This window comes from Kingella kingae (assembly GCF_900475905.1).
GTDB classification, from domain to species: Bacteria; Pseudomonadota; Gammaproteobacteria; order Burkholderiales; family Neisseriaceae; genus Kingella; species Kingella kingae.
Map to the genome: position 1 here is coordinate 635386 of NZ_LS483426.1, position 20935 is coordinate 656320.

General features: G+C 47.3%; 21 protein-coding genes and 1 riboswitch. Of the genes, 8 read left to right on the top strand and 13 right to left on the bottom strand.

The features are described 5' to 3' along the window. Positions 1 to 50: 50 nt before the first annotated feature. Both DQN52_RS03435 and rng read right to left on the bottom strand, forming a co-directional pair. Positions 51 to 2072, bottom strand: a complete 2022-nt coding sequence (locus tag DQN52_RS03435; RefSeq protein WP_003788731.1) for an OPT family oligopeptide transporter — start codon at positions 2070 to 2072, stop codon at positions 51 to 53. Between the two features lie 319 nt (positions 2073 to 2391). Beyond that, positions 2392 to 3888 carry a ribonuclease G gene (gene rng / locus DQN52_RS03440; protein ID WP_003788729.1) on the bottom strand — a complete coding sequence of 499 codons (1497 nt, stop codon included), beginning with the start codon at positions 3886 to 3888 and terminating at the stop codon, positions 2392 to 2394. A 267-nt stretch (positions 3889 to 4155) separates the two neighbouring features. On the opposite strand from rng, the gene DQN52_RS03445 reads away from it, so the two are divergent. Then, positions 4156 to 4671, top strand: a complete 516-nt coding sequence (locus DQN52_RS03445; protein WP_003788727.1) for a hemerythrin domain-containing protein — start codon at positions 4156 to 4158, stop codon at positions 4669 to 4671. 64 nt (positions 4672 to 4735) lie between these two features. Here DQN52_RS03445 and ruvB read toward each other — a convergent pair whose 3' ends face one another. The 3 genes from ruvB to DQN52_RS03460 are packed head-to-tail and all read right to left on the bottom strand — an operon-like array spanning position 4736 to position 8007. Then, a complete protein-coding gene (gene ruvB, locus DQN52_RS03450; protein WP_003788725.1) occupies positions 4736 to 5770 on the bottom strand; it encodes a Holliday junction branch migration DNA helicase RuvB in 1035 nt (344 codons plus the stop codon). 57 nt (positions 5771 to 5827) lie between these two features. Beyond that, positions 5828 to 7060, bottom strand: coding sequence for a YihY family inner membrane protein (locus DQN52_RS03455; RefSeq protein WP_003788723.1), 1233 nt, complete (start codon positions 7058 to 7060; stop codon positions 5828 to 5830). Continuing rightward, entirely contained in the window at positions 7060 to 8007 is a 948-nt protein-coding gene (locus tag DQN52_RS03460) for a LysR substrate-binding domain-containing protein (protein ID WP_003788720.1), read from the bottom strand. The genes DQN52_RS03455 and DQN52_RS03460 overlap by 1 nt, the downstream gene beginning before the upstream one ends. Before the next feature lie 336 nt (positions 8008 to 8343). On the opposite strand from DQN52_RS03460, the gene DQN52_RS03465 reads away from it, so the two are divergent. The 5 genes from DQN52_RS03465 to DQN52_RS03485 all read left to right on the top strand — a co-directional run bounded on the left by DQN52_RS03465 (position 8344) and on the right by DQN52_RS03485 (position 11714). Next, positions 8344 to 9027: an OmpA family protein gene (locus DQN52_RS03465; RefSeq protein ID WP_003788718.1), complete on the top strand. Its 684-nt coding sequence runs from the start codon at positions 8344 to 8346 to the stop codon at positions 9025 to 9027. Positions 9028 to 9135: 108 nt separating this feature from the next. After that, entirely contained in the window at positions 9136 to 9396 is a 261-nt protein-coding gene (gene grxC, locus DQN52_RS03470; protein WP_003788717.1) for a glutaredoxin 3, read from the top strand. 32 nt (positions 9397 to 9428) lie between these two features. Beyond that, positions 9429 to 9887 carry a protein-export chaperone SecB gene (gene secB / locus DQN52_RS03475; RefSeq protein ID WP_032827885.1) on the top strand — a complete coding sequence of 153 codons (459 nt, stop codon included), beginning with the start codon at positions 9429 to 9431 and terminating at the stop codon, positions 9885 to 9887. Positions 9888 to 9956: 69 nt separating this feature from the next. Next, the gene (gene xseA, locus DQN52_RS03480; RefSeq protein WP_003788714.1) at positions 9957 to 11306 is read left to right on the top strand and encodes an exodeoxyribonuclease VII large subunit; all 1350 of its coding nucleotides are present in this window, start codon (positions 9957 to 9959) and stop codon (positions 11304 to 11306) included. A 102-nt stretch (positions 11307 to 11408) separates the two neighbouring features. After that, positions 11409 to 11714, top strand: a complete 306-nt coding sequence (locus DQN52_RS03485; RefSeq protein WP_003788712.1) for an SPOR domain-containing protein — start codon at positions 11409 to 11411, stop codon at positions 11712 to 11714. A gap of 63 nt (positions 11715 to 11777) precedes the next feature. Here DQN52_RS03485 and DQN52_RS03490 read toward each other — a convergent pair whose 3' ends face one another. From DQN52_RS03490 to DQN52_RS03505, 4 genes are all read right to left on the bottom strand, one after another. Beyond that, positions 11778 to 12461, bottom strand: coding sequence for a 7-cyano-7-deazaguanine/7-aminomethyl-7-deazaguanine transporter (locus DQN52_RS03490; RefSeq protein ID WP_003788710.1), 684 nt, complete (start codon positions 12459 to 12461; stop codon positions 11778 to 11780). 1 nt (position 12462) lies between these two features. Further along, positions 12463 to 12508, bottom strand: a riboswitch (PreQ1 riboswitch). A 41-nt stretch (positions 12509 to 12549) separates the two neighbouring features. Then, positions 12550 to 13023, bottom strand: coding sequence for a preQ(1) synthase (queF, locus tag DQN52_RS03495; RefSeq protein WP_003788708.1), 474 nt, complete (start codon positions 13021 to 13023; stop codon positions 12550 to 12552). A gap of 232 nt (positions 13024 to 13255) precedes the next feature. Further along, entirely contained in the window at positions 13256 to 14791 is a 1536-nt protein-coding gene (locus DQN52_RS03500) for a surface lipoprotein assembly modifier (protein WP_111694414.1), read from the bottom strand. Positions 14792 to 14885: 94 nt separating this feature from the next. Further along, positions 14886 to 15896: a factor H binding protein domain-containing protein gene (locus DQN52_RS03505; RefSeq protein WP_003788705.1), complete on the bottom strand. Its 1011-nt coding sequence runs from the start codon at positions 15894 to 15896 to the stop codon at positions 14886 to 14888. Positions 15897 to 16190: 294 nt separating this feature from the next. Here DQN52_RS03505 and obgE point away from each other — a divergent pair, with 294 nt between their 5' ends. Next, positions 16191 to 17342, top strand: coding sequence for a GTPase ObgE (gene obgE, locus DQN52_RS03510; RefSeq protein ID WP_003788703.1), 1152 nt, complete (start codon positions 16191 to 16193; stop codon positions 17340 to 17342). A 79-nt stretch (positions 17343 to 17421) separates the two neighbouring features. Then, positions 17422 to 18231, top strand: a complete 810-nt coding sequence (gene prmC / locus DQN52_RS03515; RefSeq protein ID WP_003788702.1) for a peptide chain release factor N(5)-glutamine methyltransferase — start codon at positions 17422 to 17424, stop codon at positions 18229 to 18231. 167 nt (positions 18232 to 18398) lie between these two features. Here the strand turns inward: prmC and rpiA are convergent, their stop codons facing one another. From rpiA to ribF, 4 genes are read right to left on the bottom strand one after another with little or no spacing between them, the layout of a single operon-like run. Next, the gene (gene rpiA / locus DQN52_RS03525) at positions 18399 to 19067 is read right to left on the bottom strand and encodes a ribose-5-phosphate isomerase RpiA (RefSeq protein ID WP_003788700.1); all 669 of its coding nucleotides are present in this window, start codon (positions 19065 to 19067) and stop codon (positions 18399 to 18401) included. A 46-nt stretch (positions 19068 to 19113) separates the two neighbouring features. Beyond that, positions 19114 to 19596 (bottom strand): 2-C-methyl-D-erythritol 2,4-cyclodiphosphate synthase, encoded by a 483-nt coding sequence (gene ispF, locus DQN52_RS03530; protein ID WP_003788699.1) that lies wholly within the window; start codon positions 19594 to 19596, stop codon positions 19114 to 19116. Beyond that, on the bottom strand, positions 19593 to 19859 hold the full coding sequence (locus tag DQN52_RS03535; protein WP_003788697.1) for a hypothetical protein: 267 nt from the start codon (positions 19857 to 19859) through the stop codon (positions 19593 to 19595). Before DQN52_RS03535 ends, ispF begins: the two co-directional genes overlap by 4 nt. 42 nt (positions 19860 to 19901) lie before the next feature. Beyond that, complete coding sequence (ribF, locus tag DQN52_RS03540) at positions 19902 to 20834, bottom strand: bifunctional riboflavin kinase/FAD synthetase (RefSeq protein WP_003788695.1); 933 nt, start codon at positions 20832 to 20834, stop codon at positions 19902 to 19904. Between the last annotated feature and the right edge of the window lie 101 nt (positions 20835 to 20935).

Below are 20935 nucleotides of genomic sequence, written 5' to 3' on the forward strand. Positions count from 1 at the left end.
TTGTATTTAAAGGTTGTGCTAGCCTATGGCACAGCCTTTTTATATTGCGATTAATCTCGCGCACTCAATACGCGGCGAGCAAACCAAATCGCACCAAACACAAAGGCGGCTAAACCCAACAATTCGCTTGCCGTGCCCCAGTTGCTCAATTTGATTGCCAACGGCGCATCTGAACCGCCCGATGTAACCGATGCGGCAATGATAAACGCCATCACGACACCAACTAGGCTTTCGCCCACAATCAAACCTGCTGCCAACAAAGTGGCGTGGCGTTCTGCTGTGCCTTGCGCTTGTTCAACCGATTGTTGATTTTGGCTGGCGCGTTGTGCCACTCGTTTCATCACCCACCAAGATACCAGCGTACCAATCACCAGCGGCATATTCACGGCTGGCGGCAAGTAAATACCCATGCCCACTGCCAAAGCAGGCAGGCTGTATTGGCTACGCTTTTGCAAAACGCTGTTTAAAATAATCAAGGCGATGCCAATCACAATGCCTGTAAAAATATAGCCCCATTCCAAGTTGTTAGAAAAAATACCTTTGGCAATGGTTGCCATTAACGTGGCTTGCGGTGCAGACAAGGCTTGTTCTGCGTCCATATCTGGGCGCGGCATAGCACCTGTAAAGCCGTAGGCGTGATACAGCATTTCCAATACGGGGGCAATCACTGCTGCGCCCACTACGCAACCAACCAACAAAGCCACTTGTTGTCGCCATGGAGTTGCTTTAACCAAATAACCTGCTTTCAAGTCTTGCAAGTTATCGTTGGAAATGGCGGCAATCGCCAACACAATAGATGCGGTAAACATGGTGAGCGCGGTTAAAAACGCTTCGCCATTTTCCATTGCCAAAATACCTGTGCCTTTGCCGATGACATACAATACCAATGAAGTCAGCACCACCGAAATAATGCCAATGCCAGAAATCGGGCTAGACGATGAGCCAACCAAACCTGCCATGTAACCACAAGCGGCGGCAACAAAAAAGCCAATGCCCACAGCTAAAATCGTGCAAACCAATACCAACAAAATGGCAACGCCTGCCGAAATAGGAGCAGCCTGCACAAAATAGAACACAATGCCTGCAATCAGAACAATGGTTGTCAATGTGATGGCAATCATGGTTTTGGGCGACATATCTTGTGCGGTGCGCTCGTTGGTTGCTGCATCGGGATTTTTGAGCGCAGCAAACGATTGACGCATGCCTTCCATCATCGGCTTCATTAGGCTAATCAACGTCCAAATGGCGGCAATACCAATCACGCCCACGCCAATAAAGCGCACTTTGGTTTTCCACAAACCCATGGCATATGCAGCCATTTCCATGTCGGCAGGTTGTGGTGCGGTTGCCGAAAAATAAGGTACGGCAACAAACCAAGCAAAAATCAGCCCTGTTAAAATAGCGATGCCGCCCACAATGCCAACCAAGTAGCCAGCACCCAACAGCGCGAGCGAAAAACCCATTGGAATTTGGAAAATGGCATTGCCTGCTTTGAACCACAAGCTCGCGCTGTCTGCCACCACGCGCAAACCGCTCATGGCAAAGCTCAATACGCCAGCCAAAAGACCTCCTGCGGCAATTTCTTTTGCGCCAGTGCTACTGGTTTTGCCTGTGCTTTCGTCTGGGTTGCCCGCTTTTAAAATTTCCGCTGCTGCCACGCCTTCTGGATAAGGCAATTCGCTTTTCACCACCATAACATGACGCAATGGAATGGTAAAAATCACGCCCAAAATACCGCCTGTCGCGCACAGCAACATGGTTTGCCAAAATGGAAAACCTTGCCAGTAGCCCAACATCAGCAAAGCAGGCAAAACAAAAATCACTGCCGATAATGTGCCTGCTGCCGATGCTTGTGTTTGCACCATATTGTTTTCCAAGATATTGCTATCTGGGAAAAACTTCATCACAGCCATAGAAATGACCGCAGCAGGAATAGACGAGGCAAAAGTCAAACCGACTTTTAGCCCCAAGTAAACGTTAGATGCCGTAAAAATCACGGTAATGAGTGCGCCCAAAATCATGCCGCGCCAAGTTAATTCGCGGTATTGAGCATAAGGGTCTTTTGTAGCCATTTGGATATTGCTTCCTGTGTTACGAAAGCATACATTATAACCATAAATTTACAAATGATAACAGTTTTTAATAAAAAGCAGCCTGCACTTAATATAAATCAAAGTGCAGGCTGCTTTTGTTTGTTTTTTAGCTGTGTTTTAGCATATTTGCATGATGCAATTTTACTCCCTCTCCTTGTGGGAGAGGGCTGGGGAGAGGGAAAATCTCTGTATTTAACGAATATTGGTTACAGTTGAAAGATTTTCTTCTCCCTAACCCTCTCCCACAGGAGAGGGAATTAAATGGCTGAATATTCAAAATTTGAACACAGCTATTTTTTTACATCAACACAATATCGTATTGCTCTTGCGAATACAAACTTTCTACTGCCAACGAAATCGGCTTGCCAATAAAATCAATCAACATGGCGAGCGATTGCGATTCTTCGTCCAAAAACAAATCAATCACGCTGGGCGATGCGATGATGCGGAATTCTTTGGCTTCAAAGCGGCGACTTTCGCGTACCACTTCGCGTTGGATTTCGTAGCAAATGGTTTGCGCAGTTTTTAGGCTGCCCCTGCCTTGACAAGTGGGGCAGGGTTCGCACAAAACGTGTTGCAAACTTTCGCGGCTGCGTTTGCGCGTCAATTCCACCAAACCAAGCGTGGTAAAACCATTGAGCGTTACCCTTGTGCGGTCAAAGCTCAACGCTTTTGCCAATTCTTGCAATACGGCTTCGCGGTGTTCGGGCAATTCCATATCAATAAAATCGATGATGATGATGCCACCCAAATTGCGTAAACGCAGCTCGCGTGCAATGGCGTGGCAGGCTTCCAAATTGGTTTTGAAAATGGTTTCGTCAAAATTGCGCGCGCCGACAAAACCGCCTGTGTTTACGTCAATCGTGGTCATCGCTTCGGTAGTTTCGATGATGAGATAGCTGCCAAAATTTAGGTTTACGCGCGGTTGCAAGGCGCGACTGATTTCGGCTTCAATGCCATAGGTTTCAAACAAGGGGCGTTCGCCTTTAAATCGATGCAGTTTGTCGGCGGCATCTTGCACATATTGCTGGGCAAAGGCGAGCATTTTGTCGAAATTTAGTCGCGAATCAACCAAAATTTCGCGCGTGTTGTCGTTGAATAAATCGCGCAAAACGCGTTTGGCGAGCGGTAAATCTTGATACAACAAGGTTTCGGGCGGACACAATTTGGCTTGGTTGCAGATGTCGTTCCACACGCGAGTTAGATAATTGATGTCGGCTTGCAATTCGGCATCGGACGCGGTTTCGGCACTGGTGCGAATAATGTAGCCATGACAGGCTTGCTCGGGCAAGAGCGCGTTGAGCCGTTGGCGCAGGCTGCTTCGGTCGTCTTCGTTTTCGATTCGCTGCGAAATGCCAATGTGTTCGTCTTGTGGCAAGTGAACCAAAAATCGCCCAGCCAACGAAATCTGTGTGGAAAGTCGTGCGCCTTTACTGTTGATGGGGTCTTTAATCACTTGCACCAAAATGGTTTGTCCTTCAAACAAAACGTGTTCAATGCGGTGATGGCTATCGGGATTTTGACGTTGTTCAATCACGTCCATAATGTGCAAAAAGGCGGCGCGTTCCAAGCCAATGTCAATAAACGCGCTTTGCATACCTGGCAGCACGCGGCGCACAATGCCCAGATAAATATTGCCGACTAGGCTGTGGTCGCTGTTGCGTTCGATGTGCAATTCGCAAATATTGTTTTCTTCCAACACGGCAACACGCGTTTCTTGTGGCGTGATGTTCACCAGCACGGTTTCGGGCGGACGGGGCATATCTTTGGGAAGCGGTATGGTTTCAAAGCCCATGGGTTTGACCTTTTGGTTTGATTTAGACGAGCGGTATTATATCGCCAAAAGCAGCCTGATACCTTTATAAACCCCATCTTTGGCACATTTCTTCGTGATGTGCTTCTCGGACGCTTGAAAATATTTCAATATTATCTGCGCGTTCTGCGATGCTATTACTTTGAACTGCGCTCAAATCTGGGATTTTATAAAGGTCTCAGCCTGCAATTTATTAGATACACGCTTTTTGCTACAATTTGGCTTATTCATAAATAAGGAATCACACTCATGCTATCGTTTACCAACCAATCCGCGCCCACTTGGGACGAGCCGATTGATATGCTGTTTGCCTGTCATGGTAAGGTCAAAAAGTTTTGCCAACAATTAACGCTGCTGCCCGATTATTTGGCGCAAAACGGCGCAAACGAAGCAGCCTGCACCGCTATCAAACAAATCTGCACCTATTTTAATCAAGCCGCGCCCTTGCATCACGAAGACGAAGAACAGGATTTTTTCCCAGCTTTATTGCAATACGCGCCACAAGCGCAAGACGATGTAAACGAATTATTGCGCCAACATGGCAGCCTGCACGCCAATTGGGACGCATTACGCGAAGAATTGGGCGCCTTGTTGCAAGGCAAGCAACAGCATTTGTCTGCCGATTTGATTGCGCGATTTGTGTCGGGCTACGATAAACACATCGCGATTGAAGAGTCGTTATTTGATTTGGGACGCGCGTGCATTCCTGTGGCGCAACGTCAGGCGATTGGCAAGATTATGGCGGCGCGTCGATTGCCAAAATAATGGATAAATATAGTGCAGGCTGCTCTTTGATGATTTAAAAAGCAGCCTGCACTTTTATTCATATTCACGCATCATTTGGCATCAACCCAAAATGCTCAAACGCGCTTGCCGTTGCCATGCGTCCGCGTGGTGTGCGTTGCAAAAATCCTTGTTGAATCAAATACGGCTCAATCACATCTTCAATCGTGTCGGTGCTTTCGCCAATCGCGGCGGCTACGTTGTCTAAGCCCACTGGCCCGCCCGAAAACTTGTGCAACACCGCTTCCAAGAATTTTCTGTCCATCATATCCAAGCCAATTTTATCTACATCAAGCATAGACAAAGCCGCGTCTGCCACGTTGGCATCAATTTTGCCTGCGTGTTTGACTTCGGCATAATCGCGCACGCGGCGTAGCAAACGGTTGGCAATGCGCGGTGTGCCACGACTGCGCCGAGCCACTTCCCACGCGCCTTGTTTGTCCAAAGTCATGTTCAACAGTTGGGCAGAACGGCGCACAATGGTTGCCAAATCTGCCGTTTCATAAAACTCCAATCGCGCCACAATGCCAAAACGGTCGCGCAATGGGTTGGTCAGCATACCTGCGCGTGTGGTCGCGCCAATCAGCGTAAACGGCGGCAAATCAATTTTAACTGACCGTGCGGCAGGGCCTTCGCCAATCATGATGTCTAGCTGATAATCTTCCATGGCTGGATACAAAATCTCTTCCACCACGGGGCTTAAACGATGAATTTCGTCAATAAACAACACATCGTGCGGTTCAAGATTGGTGAGCAACGCTGCCAAATCGCCAGCGCGTTCCAACACAGGGCCCGAAGTCTGACGTAAATTCACGCCCAATTCTCGCGCCACAATGTTCGCCAGCGTGGTTTTGCCCAAACCTGGTGGGCCAAACAGCAGCGTGTGGTCAAGGGCTTCGCCACGCTTTTTGGCGGCTTCAATAAAAATGCCGAGCTGCTCTTTGGCTTTGCGCTGACCAATGTAATCGCTCAACAATTTGGGGCGCAGCGCACGTTCCAGTTGTTCTTCTTGGCTGGACATTTTTTGTGCCGACACCATGCGCGGTGCAGCAGTTGTGCTTAAATTATCGGTTTGAATCATAGTGTTTTTGAGTTGAATAAAATAAAAGTGCAGGCTGCTTTTGCGTTTGCATCATGTTCACGAGCATGGCGTATCGCCGCCATACCCACTCTTTTCGGTTGCTGCACGGTGCAAGTCTGCCAGACTCATGTTCAGCGGTTGCGTGCATTGCGCCATGACACGCTGCAATTCAGTATGGCTGGCGTGGGCGTGGTCATACACAAACAGCGGAAACAAATCCGACAGCAAAATCCGATTGGGCGCGGTTTGCAGCAGCCAGCCCTTTTCGCTGTGCGCCACATAATCGCGCTGCGCCAGTTGGTTGAGCAAGTGCGTTAATTGCGGACGATTCAGCGCGGTTTGTTGCTGCAATTCTCGTATTTTCAACGCTTTACCTTGTGTTTGCGCTTGGGTCAGCAGCAGCAATAAATCCACCGCATAATTAAAGCTGTGATTGGGCTGCTGCTCTGGCGGCACACTTTGCCAATCGCCAATGCTGGCTGCAATCAATGCACCGCCCAGAATAATCGTCCACACCAAATTCAGCCAAATCAAGAAAATCGGAATCGCGGCAAACGCGCCATAAATCAAGGCATAGCTGTTGAAATTGCTAATATACAAACCAAAGCCGTATTTTGCCAACGTAAACAACACACTCGCCACCGATGCGCCAATCGCCGCGTCTCGCAACGGAACGTAGCAGTTGGGTACGCCATAGTAAAACAGTAATAATATCAACGCATTCAGCACAATTTGCCCCAGCGATTGCAGGCTGCTTGTGAACCAGTTTGGCTCAACCGCTTGCCCAAAATGCAGCAAAGATGCCGATGCCGATAAACTAACGCCCACAAAAATCGGGCCTAGCGTGAGCAATCCCCAATAAACAGGCAGGCGCACCAACATGGAACGCTGTTTTTGCACGCGCCAAATGCGGTTAAAAGTCGCGTCTATGGTATGAATCAGCATGATAGACGTAACCATCATGGCAAGCACGCCAATGGTAGTCATTTTGCCTGCCTGCATTTTGAATTCGTCCAAATAAGACGCCACCGCGCTCGCACCGCTCGGCACAATCGTGCGATGTACAAAATCCATGAACGATGCCGACACATCGCCAAACATGGGAAAGGCGGTAATGACCACCAGCATCACAGTCAGCAACGGAATCAGCGCAAGCAACGTGGTAAATGTCAAACTACCTGCGGTTTGTGAGATGCCTGCTTCACCAAATCGGTGCACTAAAAACAGCAAAAATCGGCTGCTTTTGGTTTGGGCGATACGGTGCAGGCTGCTTTTGAGTGATAACCACATTAAATTGAAAAGTCCTCAATGGCTGGCGCAAACAATAATTGTTGAACGCGCTCGTGGGTTAAATCGGAATGCAATAAGGCAATAAAATCATACAAATAATTTCGCATCAAAATGTCTTTGTGTAGCGCGATTTGATAGTGGCTCGGCTCAAAGCAATGCCCAATGTCCAGCAAGGTCAAATCCGCATCACGGTTGATGTCGTATGCCGATTTGTCCAACAAAGCCACACCCAATCCCAAGCGAACATATTGTTTTAAGATTTCGGCATCGTCCGATTGCAAAGCAGCCTGCACCGTTGCGTGTGCTGTTTTTGCCAATGCGCGAGATGCTGCCGAGCCTGTGTGCCAAGTAAAATCGTAAGTCAATAATGGATAGCGCAACACATCGCCCAAAGAAAGTGCAGGCTGCTTGGTTAAATCATGCTGATTGGGTACACACAAAGCATAACGCCATGTTCCACAAGGAAGAAATTTCAAATCACCTGCGCCAGACGGAATGTCCGCACCCACCGCCAAATCCACATCGCCATTGCGTACCATTTCTGCCAACTCGCTGGGCGAACCTTGGCGCAAAATCAAGCGTACATCAGGATAGTGTTGCATAAAATCGGGCATCATGCGCGGCAACTGATAATGCGCCCAATGATGTGTTGCAGCAATCGTGAGTGCGCCGCTGTGCGTGTCGGTAAACTCGTGTCCAATGTTTTTGATATTTTGTGCCAAGCGCAACATTTGTTCCGCCGCTTCCAAAACTGCCAAACCTGCTGGTGTAACCGCCACAATCCGCTTGCCGCTGCGAATAAAAATAGACACGCCCAATTCATCTTCCAACAAACGGATTTGCTTGGACACACCAGGTTGCGAAGTAAACAACGCATCGGCAGCATCGGACACGTTTAAATTGCGGCGATACACTTCTACCGCATAGCGTAATTGCTGTAATTTCATAATAGGTTATGCTTATGAACCAAAAAACAGACGAAATGTAGCACGCACACACCAATAAAGCAAAGCAGCCTGCAATTTCCATATTGTTGTTTTTGTGCAACAAAAGAACAGCAACGAATAAATAATATATGACAAATAACAGTATCTTGGGCATTATGCCAACACAAAGAATAGGCAGAAAAACAGTCTTTGTATTGACAGCATCGCTGCAAATTCTTATAGTAAGCAACGTTTGTATTTAGGTTTGTGGCTGCTTTTTTGGCAAAAGCCTGAATCTTAAAGGTGGCAGATTTCTTATCCGCCACTCAATCATTTTTTTTGATGAGGGAATAATAAATGACTAAACAAGTTAAATTGAGCGCACTGATTGTTGCTTTGATGGCTTCTACTGGTGCAATGGCGCACGATATCCATGGTTACACTACTAGCCAAGGTTCTGGCGAAGTGGTTCGCAATAATTTTGGCGAATGCTGGGAAAACAACTACTTGAACAAAGCTGAAAACGGATTGGTTGAATGTGGCGACCGCGAAGCGGCTGCACCTGCACCTGCACCTGCTCCACGTATGGAAACAGTTGAGCAAAACGAAACTGTATCTTTTGGTTCTAACTTCTTGTTCGGTTTTGACAAAGACAAATTGCGCCCAGAAGCAGTTGAGACTTTGAACCAATTAGTTGCACGTGTAAATGGTACTAACGTACAAGCTGTTCGTGTTGAAGGTCATACAGACTTTATGGGTGCTGAACAGTACAACCAAGCTCTGTCAGAGCGTCGTGCGACTGCGGTAGCGAACTACTTGGTGAGTCAAGGTGTTCCTGCTGAGCGTGTTTCTGCTGTTGGCTTGGGCGAAAGCCAAGCGCGCATGACTGAGTCTTGCCAAGCAGAAGTAGCTAAATTGGGTAACCGTGTATCTCGTGCGAAAAAACGCGCTGCTTTGATTGCTTGTATCGAGCCTGATCGTCGCGTAGATGTTCAAATTCGCTCTTTGGTAACTCGCGAAATCACTCGTCCAGTACAATAATTTATAGGCTCTCTGGGGCTTTATAATTGAAATAAAAAACCAGGTTCTGATTGCATTGGAATTTGGTTTTTTGTTTTATGACGACACAGCGCAGCGATAGGAATCATCATGCCCGAAATCAAAATGTACACAGGCGCATTTTGCCCTTATTGCACGATGGCAAAACAGTTTTTGTCGCAACTGGGTGTGCAGCAAATTGAAGAAATTCGCGTGGACAAAAATCCTGACGAATTTGCCAATATGCAGCAAATCACAGGGCAGCGTAGTGTGCCACAAATTTTTATCGGCGATACTCATGTGGGTGGGTTTACCGATTTGTATGCTTTGCATCAAAAAGGCGAGCTGATGCCGCTTTTGTCTGATGCGTAGATTTCCCTTTGTTTTTTATAGAAAGAATGACGATGAGCGATAAAGAAGTTCAAGCAACCGAAGCAACACAACCTGTGTTTTCTGTTGAAAAATTGTATGTAAAAGATTTGTCTTTGGAAGTGCCACATGCGCCCAAAATTTTCTTGGAAAGCGAAACGCCAGAAGTAGATATGCGTATTAGCACCGAATCTAGCCAAATTGAAGCGAACTTTTACGAATGTTCGGTTACGGTTACTTTAACTGCGAAATTGGCAGACAATCGCGTGGTATTCTTGAATGAAGTAACCCAAGCAGGTATTTTCCGTTTGGAAAACATTCCAGAAGAAGATATGAAAGTGTTGTTGGGCGTGGCTTGCCCGAACATTTTGTTCCCTTATGCGCGTGAAGCGGTGTCTTCTACGATTTCTCGTGCGGGCTTCCCACCTGTGTTGCTTGCGCCAATCAATTTTGACGCGCTGTATCAATCGCAACAAGAACAACCTGCGGTTTAATGGCTTATTTAAAGCAGCCTGCATTTTGGATTAAAGTGCAGGCTGCTTTTTGATGTGTTGAACGATACGATGACAATGGATTTATTTGCACAAACCTTATCTGTGTCGGAACTCAATCAAGCGGCTGATGCTTTGCTGGACAACGAGTTTTCCGATGTGTGGATTAGCGGCGAAATTTCTAATTTAACCCGCGCTGCCAGTGGGCATTATTATTTCGCGCTCAAAGATGACCACGCGCAGGTGCGTTGTGCGCTGTTCAAGTTCACGGCAGCGCGATTGGCTGTGCCACTCAAAGAAGGTGATGCGGTAGAAGTGCGCGGCAAAATCGGCATTTACGGTGCGCGTGGCGAATTTCAGATTACGATAAACGAAGTGCGTTCGCTCGGTTTGGGGCAGCTGTTTGAGCGATACGAACGCCTAAAAGCGCGATTGCAAGCCGAAGGGCTGTTTGATGAATCGCGCAAACAAACCTTGCCCGAACACCCCAAGGCGATTGGCATTGTAACCAGTTTGGCGGCGGCAGCTTTGCGCGATGTGGTCAGCACGCTCAAACGCCGTGCGCCGCAAATTCCTATCATTGTTTACCCTACGCCTGTTCAGGGCGCGGGCAGCGAACAGCACATTGCCCAAGCCATTATGCGTGCCCACCAACGCCGCGAGGTTGATGTGTTGATTGTGTGTCGCGGCGGCGGTAGTTTGGAAGATTTGTGGGCGTTTAACGAAGAAGCCACCGTCTGCGCCATAGCAGCCTGCACTTTACCTGTGGTCAGCGGAGTAGGGCATGAAACCGATTTCACACTGGCGGATTTTGTTGCCGATGTTCGTGCACCCACGCCCACCGCAGCGGCGGAACTGGTTAGCCCCAATCGTGCCGAGCAGTTGCGCCATGTGCAGCAGTTGTGGTCGCGAGCGCAGCAAAATATGACGCAGCGTTATCGCTATGCCGCGCAAAAAGTGGATTTTTTGGCGCAAAACTTAAAACATCCGCAGCAAAAGTTAGCCGAACAAGCCAAACAGTTGGATTTTTTGGCACAAAAGCTACACACAAGCAGCCTGCACTTGCTTGCCAAACAGCAATACCGTGTGGCGCAACAAGTGCAGATATTGCAACATCGTCGCCCGAATATCCAAAATAAAAAGCAGCAGCTAGACTGGATGCAGGCTGCTTTGCAACGTGCTATGTTTGGCTTGATTGAATCGCGTAGGCAGCAAATAGATAAGCAAAATCAAATATTAAATGCCATGTCGCCGTTGAATATTTTGCAGCGCGGTTATGCGATTGTGCAAACTGGGCGCGGACAAGTGGTACGCGATGCGAACGACTTGCGTTTGGGACAAAAATTGGCGATTCGTTTGGCAGATGGCGCGGTTGATGTGCAAGTAGCAAAGCAGCAAAATCAGGCAGATTTATTTGATTAAAAAGATAGTTTTTTGCATGTTCGCCTTGACGATGTGTGAGCAAAATCGTAGTATTGGCTGCATTAAAGGGGCATTTTTAATACAACCAGAAGGACGAAAATTATGAAAAAATTTGCATTAGGGCTGTTGGTATTGGCGATGAGTCAAGTAACTTTGGCGGCAAATAGCACTACCGCTACGCATCAGGTTCGTGTGCAAATGGGTGCGTACCAAAACCAAGCAGGGGCGCAACAACAAGTGGCGAGCGCGGCGTTGTTGGGTGTTCGCGCACAAATTCAGCAAATCACAACGGCGCAAGGGGTGGTTATGTATCGCGTTCGCAGCGAGCCGATGACTCGCGCACAAGCTGAAACGGCAATCAAACGCTTGCAACAAGAAAAAATTGAAGCGTTTATTACCAATCAATAAAATCGCACCAAAAAGCAGCCTGCACTTTGAATATAAAAGTGCAGGCTGCTTTTGATTGTATGCTTAATACGCAGCGGCTTGTTTTTGCTGCCATGCCATTAATTTACGGCTAATCCAACTGAGCAATACGCCATAAGCTGGAACAAATAGCAACAAGCAAATCGTCAGTTTAAACAGGTAATCCACAAACGCGATGTGTGTCCAGTTTGCCGCCATAAATGGGTCGGAGCTGGCGTAAAACGCAATCGCAAAAAACAGCAGCGTGTCCATTGCATTGCCAATAAACATAGACGTGGTGGGCGCAATCCACCATGATTTGAGCTGACGTAACTTATTGAATACAAAAATATCCATAATCTGCCCAAACGCATAAGCCGAAAAACTTGCCAGTGCAATGCGGAACACAAATAGATTAAATTCCGCCAACGCTTGCCAGCCCGTCCATTCGCCATTGGTAAACAACACCGACAGCGCGTACGACAACACCAGCGCAGGCAACATTACAAAAAAGATGATTTTTCGCGCCAAACTTTGCCCGAAAATCCGCACGGTTAAATCGGTTGCCAAAAAGATGAACGGGAATGTGAGTGCGCCCCAAGTGGAATGTACTTCAAAGCCGTTGGGCAGCGTGATAGTAAACGGAAATTGCACCAAATAATTGCTGGACGCAATCACGGCAATGTGGAAAATAATCAGCCAAAATAAGGCTTTGGATTGTTGTTGATTAGAAAAAATAAAGTTTTGCATGATTTTCCTAGTTTTGTTATCGCGGGATGGTTACGAACCGCGGTTGGTTGATAAAAATGAGTGCTTACAACAAAGTGCAGGCTGCTTTTTACTGCATATCGTGCTGAAACAAACGCTCTCGCGCCAGTTGCTCAAATGGCGTATTTTCACGCCCATAGTTGGCAAAAGGATGAATCGCAATGCCACCGCGTGGCGTGAATTCGCCAAATACTTCAATGTATTTTGGGTTCATTAGCTGGATTAAATCTTTCATGATGATGTTGATGCAGTCTTCATGAAAATCGCCGTGATTGCGGAAGCTGAACAAATACAGTTTGAGCGATTTGCTTTCCACCATTTTGATGTCGGGAATGTAGCGAATCACAATCGTGGCGAAATCGGGCTGACCTGTAATCGGGCAGAGGCTGGTAAATTCAGGGCAAACGAATTTGACGAAATAGTCGTTACTGGGGTGTTTGTTGTCAAACGATTCCAAGACTTCGGGGGCGTAGTTGCTGGGATATTGCGTTTTTTGATTGCCAAGCAGCGTGATGCCGTTTAGCTCTTGTTGATTTCTGGACATATTGAGACCTAGTTTTGTTATAGTGAATTCACTTCAAACTAGTACAGCGTTACCAACGCCCTTATGTACCACGCGTACACGGCGGGCGTTGTCGCCTTGTCCTAATTTGAATTGAATCCACTATATTGCGGGAGGGTTACGAACCGCATGGGTTGAATAAAAAAGTGCAGGCTGCTTTTTAATAACAAAGCAGCCTGAAACGAAAGTCGCGCATTATAAGCTATTTGAAGCCTTAATGGAACGTTTTTTCCGCACTAATAAACCATTCGCCGCTGGTGCGTGAATACAGCGCAGACATATTGCTATCTACCTTCAAATAGCGATAGTTCAAACGCGGCGTAATATTGCGCCACGACAATTTATGGTGCCACACCGCTGCGCTGACTTGATATTCCTTGTCGGCACGATGATTGCCATACAAAAAGTGTGCGCCTTGGAAGCGGCGATTGGCATAATTAAAATTAGCGCGTCCGCCCCATTGTTGGTTATCGTACACGATGCCGCTCACAATGCTGCGGCGTTTGGAGCTTTCTGCTTTGTCGTTCAAATTGTCGTAGCTGCCATTTACACCGCTAAACAGCAACCAACTGGGCGTGGGATTCCATATCAATGTTAAGCCTACGTTGTTGTTATGACCATCGTAATATTGGGCAACTCTGTCGTTATGATATTGCGTGTTGGAATAAGTATGCGCGGCAGAAATAGACCATTGTGGATTAAAGCGATAGCGGTAATTGCTGGTTACGCCAAAGCGTTGATTGTAGCGTTCTCCGCCCAACCAGTTTTGCGTGAAAAAAGGCATAACGCCAAATTGATGTCGCCAACTTTGAAAACGGTAGCCCACATTGAATTGCACAGAGTTCTCATCGTAATCTGAGTTATCCCAATAATGCACACCGCTACCACTCACGCCCAATCTAACATAATGATTACCTGCTAAATTGGTGTCTTTTTCTACGCCCAAATGATAGTTAAAACCGTGCGCCGATTTGGGCAAAGCATCGGTATTTTTTACAAAATGTCTGCCGTTGTAATATAAATCCGTGCTATTGGCTGCGTTGTTTACATTATCGGTTTGCGTGTATTGCAAGCCCATACTAGGCTGCCAACTTTGTTCGTTTTCCATGCGCGATAAGTAGGCATCTGCCACTTTTTGCGCCCCAGCTTCTGGATTAATGTCCGCTTTGGCTTGGGTCAATTCGGCTTCCGCTTCGTTATATTGCTTGTTTTCAAACAACATAATGCCTAAATCCAAACGCGGATAACCCAATTCTGGCTGCGTGGCAACCACTTTGCGGTATTCGGCAATCGCCTGTGAATATTTTTGCTTTTGACGCAACAACGTGCCTTTGGCATAAACCCACAAGATTTCATCGTATCCTTCTTGTGGCTCGGTTGCTAATAAGCGTTCTAGTTCGTCCCATTTTTTTGCCAACAACGCTTGATTGATTTGGTCGTCTATTTGTTGTTGCGTGCTGACTTTGGGCTGCATTTCCAATGGCGCTAATTCGGGCAACGGCTCGGTTTGTGCTGAATTGGGCAGTGGCTCTAACACATATTCCAGTTGTGTATTCACATCGTCAAACGGTTGTTGCAATACTTGTGGGTCAGCGTGTGTGGTGGTTGGGGCTTTTGCAATAGCGATAACTTCTGCCGCATTATTGTCCGTACGCTTTGCTACAAACGGAGCAGGCAGTTCATCGTCATCTGCTGCAACTGCTGACAGACTCACAGCTAACCATAACCAAAATAGATGCTGTTTATTCATTTGATATACCCAGAGTGTTAAATATTTTGCAGGCTGCTTTTGAGTGTTTTCACGCAAAAAAGCAGCCTGCAAAAATAAGACGCAAGATTATAAATTAGCGTTTACCACCGAAACCAACGTGCTCTAAGCCCTTGAAGTTTACTGTACCAGCTACTTCTTCTGCATTAGCACCAAAGATACCTAATGTGTAAGTACCAGCAGTGCCATTGGCAGTGGTTGCTTGTGTTTCACCAATACCCGCAGTACTTGTCTTGGTGCCATGAGTGTAAGTGCCGATTCGACCTTCTCCCAAAGTAATCGTACCAGTTTTATCAATACCAGTAATAGAACCGCTGCCCGATTTTTTATCAAAATTAATGGTGTAGTTCAACACACCGTCATTATCTGTGGCAGTGAATGCTTTACCTGTATAGGTATAAGAACCAGTAGCTGGCAGTGCAGCTTGTTCAATAGATACACCTGTAACAGCATAGCTATTCATTAGTTTGTCAGGGTAAGTTTTTTCTTCAGATTTCTTTGTATCGTAACCAATCATTGTGGTTTTGATACCAGTTGTATCAAAGCCTATCACAGTCGAGTAGTTTTGGTTATAAGCACGCACATTTTCAGTTGTTTCATAACGGTATTGCTTTTGGTCTGGTTGGCTTACGTTATACGTTAAGGTATGTTTAGTCTGCATGGTTAAATCTGTGAGTTCATTATGTGGCAGATATTTGTTAAGATTAATGTCACTCACAGTTAAATGTGTATCGGTTTGAGTACCTTTGGTAATGGAAACTGTTAAACTTTCTACTGCGCTAGTAGTGGGATCGGTTACTATTGCCTTGTTCTTATCAGCAATTTTGGTATAGGCATCTTTAATAGCTGCTGCATCTAGTACAGGAGAATATCCGGTAGTAGTATTCGTATTTGTGCCTGTATTGTCAGTTGTAGAGCCACCGTTGTTGCCTGTATTGTTAGGTGTAGTAGAAGTGCTACCCGAATTCAAACCATTGCTTCCTGTTCCTGCTGCGGATAAACCAGAACCGCCACCACTACCGCTGCACGCAGATAATGCGGTTGCAATCAAAAGTGCCAATAAAGTTTTGCTTTTATTTGTATACATTTTCAAATCCCTTTTGAATAAATAAATAAAACGATATGCTTATTAAACGATTTCACGATTATTAACAATGCAACCCAATTTATCAAGCATTTTCTCGTTATTTACAACAAAGTGTTGTAAATAGCGCGGAACACGATTATGGGCTTATTTTGGGTTGACAGAATAATTTTCACAAAATCAAACCCAACCGAGTATTGTCCTTTATAATACGCCCAATTTTATACCGTATTTTCATCAGGCAGCCTGCATCAAAACGTGCAGGCTGCCTGAAAACATCATTTTAGAAAGCAAAACATGAAATTTATTGACGAAGCCAAAATTGAAGTAGTCGGCGGTAAAGGCGGCAATGGTGCAGCCAGTTTCCGCCGTGAAAAATTCGTACCTCGTGGCGGCCCAGATGGCGGCGACGGTGGACGCGGCGGCAGCGTGTGGGCAGTTGCCGATGAAAATGTAAACACATTGGTAGAATACCGTTTCGTGAAACGCTATCAAGCGAAAAACGGCGAAAAAGGACACGGCGCAGACCGCTATGGTGCAGGCGCAGACGACATTGAATTGCACATGCCAGTTGGCACGTTAATCCGCGATGTGGATACCGATGAAATTGTGGCGGATTTGACTTTCCACGGACAGCGCGTGTGCGTGGCGAAAGGCGGCAAAGGCGGTTTGGGCAATATCCATTTCAAATCATCGGTAAACCGTGCGCCGAAACAATCCACACCCGGTGAAGACGGTGAACAACGCACTTTACAATTAGAGCTGAAAGTATTGGCAGATGTGGGTTTGCTGGGTATGCCAAATGCGGGCAAATCTACGCTGATTCGTGCCGTTTCTGCGGCGCGTCCGAAAGTGGCGGATTATCCGTTTACGACTTTGCACCCGAATTTGGGCGTGGTTCGCATGGACGAAAACAATAGTTTTGTGATGGCGGATATTCCGGGATTGATTGAAGGTGCGGCAGAAGGCGCAGGTTTGGGGCATCGCTTTTTGAAACATTTGTCGCGCACGGGTTTGTTATTGCACGTTGTGGATTTAGCACCGTTTGACGAAGAAACGGACACGGCTGGCGAAGCGTTGGCGATTATCCACGAATTGCGTAAATACGATGAAGATTTGTACGATAAACAGCGTTGGCTGGTGTTGAACAAATTGGATATGTTGGATGATGAAGAAGCGGAACAACGCACGGCGGATTTTTTGAATGCGATTGGCTGGAATTATCCTGCGCCTGACGACCGTTTTACGTTTGATATGGAAACGCCAAGATTGTTTAAAATCAGTGCATTAACGCATGACGGCACGCAAGAATTGGTGCAACAAATCAATCAATATTTGAACGAGAAAAAGCGTTTGCAAGCGGAAGCGGACGAAGCAGCAAAAGCGGCGGCGGCTTTGCCTGAAATGGAAAAAGTGCAAACGGATACTTCTGTTTTCAAAGCGGAATAATTGTTTAAAACATAAAAAGCAGCCTGCACATTTTGTTGCCTAAAAGTGTAGGCTGCTTTGTTGATTCAAACCACATCACATGACCACCATTGCCCAATTCATCGCCAATAGCCCTTTGCCGCGCAACGAAACGCGAATGCTGCTGCAATACATCACAGGCTTGTCGCGTAGCCAGTTGATTACGCACGACAGCGAAACTCTATCGCCCGAACACGAAAGCAGCCTGCACGCGCTGTGCCAACGCCGCGAACAAGGCGAACCGATTGCCTATTTATTGGGCGAACGCGAATTTTACGGACGCAGTTTTACCGTGTCGCCAGCCGTGTTGATTCCACGCCCCGAAACCGAACACCTGCTGGAAGCTGCATTGTGCAGGCTGCCTGCGCGTGGTTTTTTGTGGGACATGGGAACAGGCAGTGGCATCATCGCCATTTCCGCCAAATTGGAACGCACCGATGCCAACGTATTTGCCAGCGACATCAGCCCCGATGCGCTCAACATCGCGCAACACAACGCGCAACGCTTGGGCGCAGCAGTCGCATTCGCACAAGGTTCGTGGTTTGATTGCGCCGTGTCGGCACATAAATTTGACGTGATTGCGTCCAATCCACCCTATATTAATTCGCACGACACCCATTTGCAGCAGGGCGATTTGCGCTTTGAGCCTGCCCACGCGCTGACCGATTTTGCTGACGGCTTGGCACACATTCGCCATATTGTTGCCCGCGCGCCAGACTATTTGCAGCCGCAAGGTTGGTTGCTGCTGGAACACGGCTATGACCAAGGCGCGGCGATTCGAGATTTGTTCGCGCAACACGGTTACACGCAAGTGGAAACTTTGCGCGATTTGGCTGGCTTAGAACGGGTTACGTTGGGGCAAATGGGTTAAACAAAAAAGCAGCCTGCACTTTTCATCAACAAAAAGTGCAGGCTGCTTTTTATAGTGAATTAAAATTGCAATGATACTGCGTTGCCAACGTCCTTATGTACTACTCGTACACGGCGGACGTTGTCGCCTTGTCTCACTTTTATTTTAATCCACTATATTTCGCGTGATTAAACATGCGGTTTAATCAACTCAATCCCATCTTCACGCGCCAAAATCAGCAAATCGGCAGCGCGTTCGGCAAACAAACCGTTTTCCACCAAACCTGTGATTTGGTTCAATTCGCGCTCCATTGTCAGCGGTTGGCTCAAATCCAAGCCCGTTACGTCCAAAATGTCGTTGCCGTGCAGGCTTTTGTAGCCAATACGCAATTCGGGTTGTCCGCCCAATTTGGCGATTTGTCGCGCCACCATAGAACGCGCCATCGGAATCACTTCAATCGGCAAAGGAAACTTGCCCAAACGGCTCACATATTTGCTTTCATCGGCGATACAAATAAACTGGTCAGCCAGTTTTGCCACGATTTTTTCGGGCAAATGTGCGCCGCCGCCGCCTTTAATCATTTGCAAAGTGTGGTTGATTTCGTCCGCGCCATCAATATAAATAGACAAACGGCTGACTTCGTTGGCAGCGATTTCGGGGATTTCGTATTGCGCCATCAATTCGCTGCTTTTTTTGGACGTGGTTACTGCACCTTTGATTTTTTTACCACTTTTGCCCAAAGCTTCAATAAAAAAATTGATGGTGCTGCCCGTACCAATGCCGATGTATTCGTTTTCTGGCACAAATTCCACCGCTTTTTCGGCGGCTGCACGTTTAAGTTGGTCTTGTTTGGTCATGATGATTTCCCTTTGTTGAATGAATTGTCGCGGTTAAGCCCACGACTTACTTTGTCGCGCTCAAAAGCACAATCGCTTGCGCTTCAATCGCTTCTTCGCGCCCCAAATAACCTAATTTCTCGTTGGTTTTGCCTTTGATGTTTACTGCGTCTATGGGCAAATTCAAATCAACAGCAATGTTGGCACGCATTGCGTCAATGTGTGGGCGCAACTTCGGTTGCTGCGCGATGAGCGTGCTGTCCACATTGACCACGCGCCAGCCAGCAGCCTGCACCGCTTGATACGCCACGCGCAACAAATGACGGCTGTCGGCATCTTTGTGTTCGGCGGCGGTATCGGGGAATAGTTTGCCAATGTCGCCCAACGCGGCTGCGCCCAGTAAGGCATCGGTAATCGCGTGCAGCAGCGCATCGGCATCGGAATGCCCCAGCAAACCTTTGTGATGCGGAATGGTTACGCCGCCTAAAATGAGTGGGCGTTGTTCTACCAGTTGGTGTACGTCATAGCCTTGTCCAATGCGAATATTCATTTCCGCTCCTGTGATTTTTGTCGTTTGATGTGTGCGATATAGGCTTTGGCTTGATGATAGCTGCCACCTGTTACGCGGCGAAAACAGCTTTGTGCCAAGATTTCTTCGTTTTGTTCAAGCAGAAATTGTACGTCTGCCAGCGTTTCGTGTTGTTTTGGATAACCGAGTTCGCGCTCTCGTTTGCGTAGCGTGTAAAGCGTGGGAATCGCAATGATGAGTATGAGTACGCAGGTAAACACGATAATCAGCGAAGATAAATCCATGATGTATCCTGTACTGTATGGTAGATGTTCATTTTATCCTGTTTACCGCGATTGCGTGTACCAGATTTTGGCAGCCTGCATATCGGCAGCGATTTGCGTTTGCAGGCTGCTTAAATCGGCAAAACGCTCTTCATCGCGCAATTTGTGCAAAAAGCGAATGTGCAAGCGTTCGCCATATAAATCGCCTGCAAAGTCAAACAAATGCACTTCCAACTTGGCTTCGGGCGTGTGCGATACGGTTGGATTGCGCCCAAACGATGCTACCCCTGCGCGGCGACCAAATGCGCCAGTCGCTTCCACCACAAACACGCCTTGCAAGGCATACGCATGGTTGGACAAGTGAATGTTTGCCGTGGGGCAGCCAATTGTGCGACCGAGTTTCGCGCCATGTTTGACCCTGCCGCTTAATGTGTAGCCGTGTCCCAAAATTTGTTCGGCGCGTGGCAAATTGCCTGCGGCTAGGGCTTGGCGAACAGCGGTGCTACTGGCGCGTTCGCCTGCAATCAAAATGCTGGGCGTGTTTTCGGTTACAAAATCGCTTTGGGCACACAATAAATCAAAATCGCCGCCCCGCGCTTTGCCAAAACGAAAATCGTCACCCACCAGTAAATAGCGCGTATTCAAGCGTTCGCGCAACACGGTTTGAGTGAATACATCGGCTGGCGTGTTGGCAAACGTGGGGTTGAATCGCTGCACCCAAACGCCGTGCAGGCTGCTTGTTTGCGCCAAAAGTTGCAATTTATCGCGCAAGGGCGATAGGCGACTGGGTGCGGTTTTGCGGGCTTGTTGGGCAAAAAATTCGGCAGGCTGTGGCTCGAACACAATGGCAATGGCAGGCAAATTTCGCGCTGCGGCTTCGGTTGCCAAGCGGTTCAAAATGTGGCGATGTCCTGTGTGTACGCCATCAAAATTGCCAATGGTTACTGCGCTGCCTTGCGGCAAATAGGGGGCGGATTGTCCAAGCCAAATCTTCATAATCGGGGATAAATAGGGAAAAAATTGAGCGTATTGTACCGAAAGTGCAGGCTGCTTGCCTTGTTTTTTGCCTACATGATGACGTGATTTTATTGTAGAAT

Bases quoted from the DNA above. Each gene is read 5' to 3' on its own strand.
- DQN52_RS03460 (WP_003788720.1), bottom strand. From the start codon at position 8,007: ATGAAATTACAGCAATTACGCTATGCGGTAGAAGTGTATCGCCGCAAT.
- ribF (WP_003788695.1), bottom strand. From the start codon at position 20,834: ATGAAGATTTGGCTTGGACAATCCGCCCCCTATTTGCCGCAAGGCAGC.
- DQN52_RS03535 (WP_003788697.1), bottom strand. From the start codon at position 19,859: ATGGATTTATCTTCGCTGATTATCGTGTTTACCTGCGTACTCATACTC.
- xseA (WP_003788714.1), top strand. From the start codon at position 9,957: ATGACAATGGATTTATTTGCACAAACCTTATCTGTGTCGGAACTCAAT.
- rng (WP_003788729.1), bottom strand. From the start codon at position 3,888: ATGGGCTTTGAAACCATACCGCTTCCCAAAGATATGCCCCGTCCGCCC.
- rpiA (WP_003788700.1), bottom strand. From the start codon at position 19,067: ATGACCAAACAAGACCAACTTAAACGTGCAGCCGCCGAAAAAGCGGTG.
- DQN52_RS03455 (WP_003788723.1), bottom strand. From the start codon at position 7,060: ATGTGGTTATCACTCAAAAGCAGCCTGCACCGTATCGCCCAAACCAAA.
- DQN52_RS03445 (WP_003788727.1), top strand. From the start codon at position 4,156: ATGCTATCGTTTACCAACCAATCCGCGCCCACTTGGGACGAGCCGATT.
- ruvB (WP_003788725.1), bottom strand. From the start codon at position 5,770: ATGATTCAAACCGATAATTTAAGCACAACTGCTGCACCGCGCATGGTG.
- DQN52_RS03490 (WP_003788710.1), bottom strand. From the start codon at position 12,461: ATGCAAAACTTTATTTTTTCTAATCAACAACAATCCAAAGCCTTATTT.
- obgE (WP_003788703.1), top strand. From the start codon at position 16,191: ATGAAATTTATTGACGAAGCCAAAATTGAAGTAGTCGGCGGTAAAGGC.
- ispF (WP_003788699.1), bottom strand. From the start codon at position 19,596: ATGAATATTCGCATTGGACAAGGCTATGACGTACACCAACTGGTAGAA.
- DQN52_RS03435 (WP_003788731.1), bottom strand. From the start codon at position 2,072: ATGGCTACAAAAGACCCTTATGCTCAATACCGCGAATTAACTTGGCGC.
- DQN52_RS03465 (WP_003788718.1), top strand. From the start codon at position 8,344: ATGACTAAACAAGTTAAATTGAGCGCACTGATTGTTGCTTTGATGGCT.
- DQN52_RS03505 (WP_003788705.1), bottom strand. From the start codon at position 15,896: ATGTATACAAATAAAAGCAAAACTTTATTGGCACTTTTGATTGCAACC.
- DQN52_RS03485 (WP_003788712.1), top strand. From the start codon at position 11,409: ATGAAAAAATTTGCATTAGGGCTGTTGGTATTGGCGATGAGTCAAGTA.
- DQN52_RS03500 (WP_111694414.1), bottom strand. From the start codon at position 14,791: ATGAATAAACAGCATCTATTTTGGTTATGGTTAGCTGTGAGTCTGTCA.
- prmC (WP_003788702.1), top strand. From the start codon at position 17,422: ATGACCACCATTGCCCAATTCATCGCCAATAGCCCTTTGCCGCGCAAC.
- queF (WP_003788708.1), bottom strand. From the start codon at position 13,023: ATGTCCAGAAATCAACAAGAGCTAAACGGCATCACGCTGCTTGGCAAT.
- grxC (WP_003788717.1), top strand. From the start codon at position 9,136: ATGCCCGAAATCAAAATGTACACAGGCGCATTTTGCCCTTATTGCACG.
- secB (WP_032827885.1), top strand. From the start codon at position 9,429: ATGAGCGATAAAGAAGTTCAAGCAACCGAAGCAACACAACCTGTGTTT.